Origin of the sequence: Mycobacterium sp. (genome assembly GCF_050701675.1) — a bacterium.
GTDB lineage: Bacteria > Actinomycetota > Actinomycetes > Mycobacteriales > Mycobacteriaceae > Mycobacterium.
The window spans coordinates 1-5,446 of the sequence record NZ_JBOGDD010001026.1; the positions used below are offsets into that span (position 1 = coordinate 1).

At 65.5% G+C, this 5,446-nt stretch carries 5 protein-coding genes; 3 read left to right on the top strand and 2 right to left on the bottom strand.

Features of this window, described 5'->3' with window-relative positions:
• Together ACRDUX_RS31445 and rsmA are read left to right on the top strand one after the other, a co-directional pair.
• Positions 1 to 783, top strand: a 783-nt coding sequence (locus ACRDUX_RS31445) for a transglycosylase family protein (RefSeq protein WP_526419859.1), incomplete at its 5' end; no start/stop codon positions are given.
• A complete protein-coding gene (gene rsmA / locus ACRDUX_RS31450; RefSeq protein WP_526419867.1) occupies positions 780 to 1,697 on the top strand; it encodes a 16S rRNA (adenine(1518)-N(6)/adenine(1519)-N(6))-dimethyltransferase RsmA in 918 nt (305 codons plus the stop codon). The genes ACRDUX_RS31445 and rsmA, both read left to right, overlap by 4 nt.
• A gap of 43 nt (positions 1,698 to 1,740) precedes the next feature.
• Here rsmA and ACRDUX_RS31455 read toward each other — a convergent pair whose 3' ends face one another.
• Positions 1,741 to 3,270: an amino acid permease gene (locus ACRDUX_RS31455; protein WP_526419861.1), complete on the bottom strand. Its 1,530-nt coding sequence runs from the start codon at positions 3,268 to 3,270 to the stop codon at positions 1,741 to 1,743.
• Between the two features lie 89 nt (positions 3,271 to 3,359).
• Positions 3,360 to 4,157 (bottom strand): serine/threonine-protein kinase, encoded by a 798-nt coding sequence (locus ACRDUX_RS31460; protein ID WP_526419863.1) that lies wholly within the window; start codon positions 4,155 to 4,157, stop codon positions 3,360 to 3,362.
• Between the two features lie 195 nt (positions 4,158 to 4,352).
• Here ACRDUX_RS31460 and ACRDUX_RS31465 point away from each other — a divergent pair, with 195 nt between their 5' ends.
• Positions 4,353 to 5,333, top strand: a complete 981-nt coding sequence (locus ACRDUX_RS31465) for a 4-(cytidine 5'-diphospho)-2-C-methyl-D-erythritol kinase (RefSeq protein ID WP_526419865.1) — start codon at positions 4,353 to 4,355, stop codon at positions 5,331 to 5,333.
• The last annotated feature ends 113 nt before the right edge of the window (positions 5,334 to 5,446 follow it).

A 5,446-nucleotide genomic window follows, 5' to 3' on the forward strand; every position in this document is an offset into this window, starting at 1 on the left:
GTCCAGGAGGCGCTCAAGCAGCTGTCGATGACCGACACCGCTCCCGCCGCGGCTTCCCGCGGCAGTCGCGTTCCGCTCGAGGGCATGTCACTGCCGGTAGTGGGCGCGCGAACCGCCCAGATCAACGACGCCGGAGTGCTCAGCACGGTTCGGCTCGCTGCGGTCAACGTGGCCGGTTTCCTCGAGGCGGCAGGGGTGCCGCTGCAGCAGAGCGACAGTGTCGTCCCCGCCGCCAGCTCTCCGGTGATCGACGGAATGCAGATCCAGGTCACCCGCGTCCGCGTCGCGAGGGAGACCCAGAGGGTGCCGCTGGTGCCCAAGAACGCACAGGTCCCCGACGTCACGATGAACATGAGCCGCCAGGTCGTCGTGGACCCGGGCCAGGCGGGCACTCAGGACGTGACCTACGCCGTCGCCACCGTCAACGGAGTGGAGACGGGGAGGTTGCCAGTAGCCAATGTCGTCGTCGATCCCGCACGTGATGGCCTGGTTCGGATCGGCGCGAAGCCCGGTACCGAGGTGCCCCAGGTGACTCAAGGAGCCACTTGGGATTCTCTGTCGAGTTGTGAAGCCGGAGGTAACTGGGCGATAAACACCGGCAACGGCTTCTACGGTGGTGTCCAATTCGACCAGAACACCTGGGAGCGCAACGGAGGATTGCGGTATGCTCAGCGAGCCGATCTGGCTACGAGAGAAGAGCAGATCGCGATTGCTGAGGTAACTCGGGCGCGCCAAGGTTGGGGCGCGTGGCCGGTGTGTAGTGGAAGGTTGGGTGTGCGCTGACTATTCGGCTTCTCGGGCGGACCGAGATAAGGCATCTGGCCAAGGAACTGGAGTTCCGGCCACGGAAGGCGTTCGGGCAGAACTTCGTGCACGACGCCAACACCGTTCGTCGCATCGTGTCGGCGTCCGGGGTCAATCGCAGCGACCTGGTCCTCGAAGTGGGTCCGGGCCTCGGGTCGTTGACACTGGCGTTGCTCGACCGCGGCGCGAAGGTGACGGCCGTCGAGATCGACCCCGTTCTGGCGCGTCAGCTGCCCAAGACCATCGCCGAGCACTCGCACAGCGAGATCAACAGGCTGACGGTCTACAACAGCGACGTCCTCAATCTGATGCCGTCGGATCTCGAAGAGCAGCCCACCGCGCTCGTCGCGAACCTGCCCTATAACGTCGCGGTGCCTGCGCTGCTCCATCTTCTGGCCCAGTTCCCGACGATCCGCACCGTGATGGTGATGGTGCAGGCGGAGGTCGCCGAGCGCCTCGCCGCCGAACCCGGCGGCAAGGACTACGGGGTGCCCAGCGCCAAGATCCGTTTCTACGGCAACGTCCGGCGCCACGGCATGGTGTCGCCGACGGTCTTCTGGCCGATTCCGCGGGTCTACTCGGGCCTGGTGCGCATCGACCGCTACGAAACCTCGCCGTGGCCCACCGAGGACGGCTTCCGCAAGAAGGTGTTCGAGCTGATCGACGTCGCGTTCGCGCAGCGCCGCAAGACCTCACGCAACGCGTTCGCGGAGTGGGCCGGCTCCGGTAACGAGTCGGCGGAGCGGCTGTTGTCGGCGAGCATCGACCCGGCCCGGCGTGGCGAGACTCTCGGCATCGCCGACTTCGTCAGGCTGCTGCAGCGTTCCGGCAAGGCCGATGAGGTCGACGACGCCGATGACGCCCCCGTGCCGCCCAACGTCCGCGTGTACTGAGCGGCTGGCACCCAGCACACGCGGACGTCGGTGACGTTCTGTTCTAGCCTTCGTCCTCCGTCTTCTTCGCCTGCTTGGCAGCCTCGCGTGCGTCCTTGGCCAAGAACTCGTCCTGCAGCGGCGTCTCGGCGTAGACCGGGTAGTTGCCGGTGATTCCGATGCGCTCCTGGGCGACCGACAGCACGCGGCCGCGGACGGCGTACCAACCGCCCACCAGCGTCGGAACGATGACGGCCAGCGCGATCAGATTCCAGATGTTCTCCCAGCACATCAGGACGGTCACCGCCGCCAGGAAGACCACGGTGGCGTAGCTCGTGTAGGGAGTGCCGAACAGCCGGAAGCTCGGTCGCTCCAGGATGCCCCTCTGCGACCAGCGGTACAGCTGGATCTGGCAGATCACGATGGTGGCCCACGACGCGATGATGCCCAGCGCGGAGAGGTCCAGCGCGATGTTGAAGGCCTCGGAGGGCACGACGAGGTTGAGGAAGACGCCGACCACGGTGAAGCAGGCCGTCAGCGCGATGCCTGCCCACGGAACGCCCCTGCTGGACATCTTCGCGGTGAACTTGGGCGCGCTGCCGTTCATCGACATCGAGCGCAGGATTCGGCCCGTCGAATACAACCCGGCGTTGAGGCTCGACAGGGCCGCCGTCAGCACGACGAAGTTCATGATGTCGCCGGCAGCGGGCACACCGATGCTCGAGAAGAACGTGACGAATGGACTGGTGCCCTGCTTGTACGCGGTGTACGGCAGCAGCAGGGCGAGAATGATGAGCGAACCGACGTAGAACACCGCGATCCGGAAGATGACGGAGTTGATCGCCTTCGGCATGACCTTCGCCGGGTTCTCCGTCTCGCCGGCTGCGGTTCCGACCAATTCGACTGCGGCGTAAGCGAAGATGACACCCGAGGTGATCACGACGAGGGCCAGCAGACCGTGGGGCAGGATTCCGCCGTTGTCGGTGATCACCGAAGGGCCGGTGGTCGCCCCCTGCACCGTGAAACGACCGGCGAGGAAGACGATCCCGACGACCAGGAACGTCACCAGAGCGACCACCTTGATCAGGGCAGCCCAGAACTCCATCTCGCCGAACCACTTGACCGAGATCATGTTGATGCTCAGCACGATGACGAGCGCTACCAACGCGATCGCCCACTGCGGAATCGCTTCGAAGGCACCCCAGTAGTGCATGTAGAGCGCGATGGCGGTGACGTCGACGATCGAGGTGCAGGCCCAGTTGAAGAAGTACATCCAGCCCGCGACGTAAGCGGCCTTCTCTCCGAGGAATTCACGCGCGTACGAGACGAACGATCCGGATGACGGCCGGTGTAGCACCAATTCGCCGAGCGCGCGCAGGATGAAGAAGACGAAGATGCCGCAGATCGCGTAGACGATGAACAGGCCGGGCCCGGCACTGGCGAGTCGGCCACCGGCACCCATGAACAGGCCGGTGCCGATCGCGCCGCCGATCGCGATCATCTGCAGCTGTCTGGGTTTCAGACCCTTGTCGTAGCCCTCTTCTTCATGGGCCAACGCTGAATTGTCATATGCTGCCGGGGATTCCGTAGTCATTTACCGAAGTTAGCTGGCACCGACCCTGGGTGACGCTGTGAGCGGTAAAGATCAAGTTAAGTAAACGTATTGCTGGTGTTATCGCATGCTCACCCAATTGCCCTGGTGATCAACCTGACGAACTCCGAGCAGGATTGATAACGAAGTTCCGGCGTCTTCGCCATGCCCTTGGCCAGGATCGAGTCGAACGCTCGCGGCAGCCAATCGATCCGGCGGGAATACCGAGGGACGGGGTCGTTCAAATGGGCGCTCATCAACGCCATCGACGTCTTCGCCGTAAAGGGAGGTGAACCCACTAGGAGTTCGACCGCGGTACACGCCAGGGCATACTCATCGGAAGCCGCCGACGGTGCGTGCCCGCGCAACACCTCCGGTGACGCGTAGGGCAGGGATGCCTCGACGTGCGTCGGCCTGACGTCTCGACCCCCGGCGATCGAACGGGCGATGCCGAAGTCGGAGAGTGCCGCGCCACCGTCGGAAAACGGTTCGGCGACAAGGATGTTCGTCGGCTTGACGTCGCAGTGCACGACCCCCTTGACGTGCGCGTTGTCCAACGCGTCTGCGATCTGGGCGAGGGCGGTGAGGCGGTCGTGTCGCGAGTGCAGATTCCTGGCGGTGCCACCGCCGACGAGTTGCATCGCCAACCATCCGGGACCGCACCCGTACATGGCCACCACGTGGGGATGGGCGGCTCGCTTGGCAAACTCGAACTCACGTTGCAGAAGCGCCATGTGCACCGGATCGCGATGGTGCGGGTCGAGCACCTTGAGGGCGACCGGGGTCTCGGGCGCCGCCGCGTGGTGCGCCCGGTAGACGATGGCGGTACCGCCGTGGCCGATGACGCCGTCGATCACGTAGTCCTCGAACGTGTCCAACGGGACCAGCATCCTCATCACAGTAGGGTCCGGCCGCGGTCGCCACCGGACGGGAAGGGCGTCGCAGTGATCCTTGACACACCTTCCGAGCAAACACTAGCGTGGTAAGTCTGTGGTAGCCGGGCAGCGGCGCCAAGCGGCGGGATCAACGAGGGGTATCTCACCACTTCCGTACCTGTCGCCGCGTGGCGACGTTAATGTCGTGGCGTGCCCTGGTCTGACGGAGACATCGCCACCGAGTGGGTGTCCACTGGGTCCGTCACCGTTCGAGTGCCTGGCAAGGTCAACCTCTACCTCGCCGTCGGTGACCTCCGCGCTGATGGCTACCACGAGCTCACCACGGTCTTCCATGCCGTTTCCCTGTTCGACGAGATCACGGTGAGCAATGCCGACGTGCTGTCGTTGGAGCTGTCGGGGGAGGGCTTCGGTGAGGATTCGGAATCGCTGCCGCTGGATCGGCGCAACCTCGCGTGGCGCGCCGCCGAGTTGATGGCCGAGCACGTCGGCCGTCCGCCCGACGTCGCCATCTCCATGGACAAGTCCATTCCCGTCGCGGGTGGCATGGCAGGCGGCAGTGCAGACGCCGCGGCCGTCTTGGTGGCGATGAACGCGCTGTGGGAACTCGGGGTCCCGCGCCGGGACCTGCACACCCTGGCCGCCGAGTTGGGTAGCGATGTGCCGTTCGCCCTGCACGGCGGTACCGCGCTTGGCACGGGTCGTGGCGAGCAGTTGGCGACTGTGCTCGCCCGCAACACGTTTCACTGGGTGCTGGCGTTCGCCGACGGCGGCCTGTCCACCCCGAAGGTCTTCGGGGAGATCGACAGGTTGCGAGCCGACGCCAGCCGCGACCAGACGGCCAGGCTCCACGACCCCGAACCGTTGCTCGCCGCCCTGGCCTCCGGTGACCCCCACGAGCTCGCACCGCTTCTCGGCAATGATCTGCAGCCCGCTGCGTTGAGCCTCGACGCCGGGTTGCGACGCACCCTGCGCTCGGGTGTCGAGGCAGGGGCGTTGGCGGGCATCGTGTCGGGCTCGGGCCCGACGTGCGCGTTTCTGTGCGCGTCGGCGGAGTCGGCGATCGACGTCGGCGCGGAACTTGCGGGGGCGGGCGTGTGCCGGACGGTGCGCGCCGCGAGCGGCCCGGTGCACGGCGCCCGCGTCGTCCCGGCGCCTCCGCGGACGGTGTGACTCACACCTCAATCCGCGGATTCGTTTGGCAGTTACTTAAGAGTCTCTTAAGATGATCCACGGTGAAAACTAGCGGTCACGGATGCGACGCGATGACTTCTCCCGCCTGGGCC

Bases quoted from the DNA above. Each gene is read 5' to 3' on its own strand.
- ACRDUX_RS31455 (WP_526419861.1), bottom strand. From the start codon at position 3,270: ATGACTACGGAATCCCCGGCAGCATATGACAATTCAGCGTTGGCCCAT.
- ACRDUX_RS31460 (WP_526419863.1), bottom strand. From the start codon at position 4,157: ATGCTGGTCCCGTTGGACACGTTCGAGGACTACGTGATCGACGGCGTC.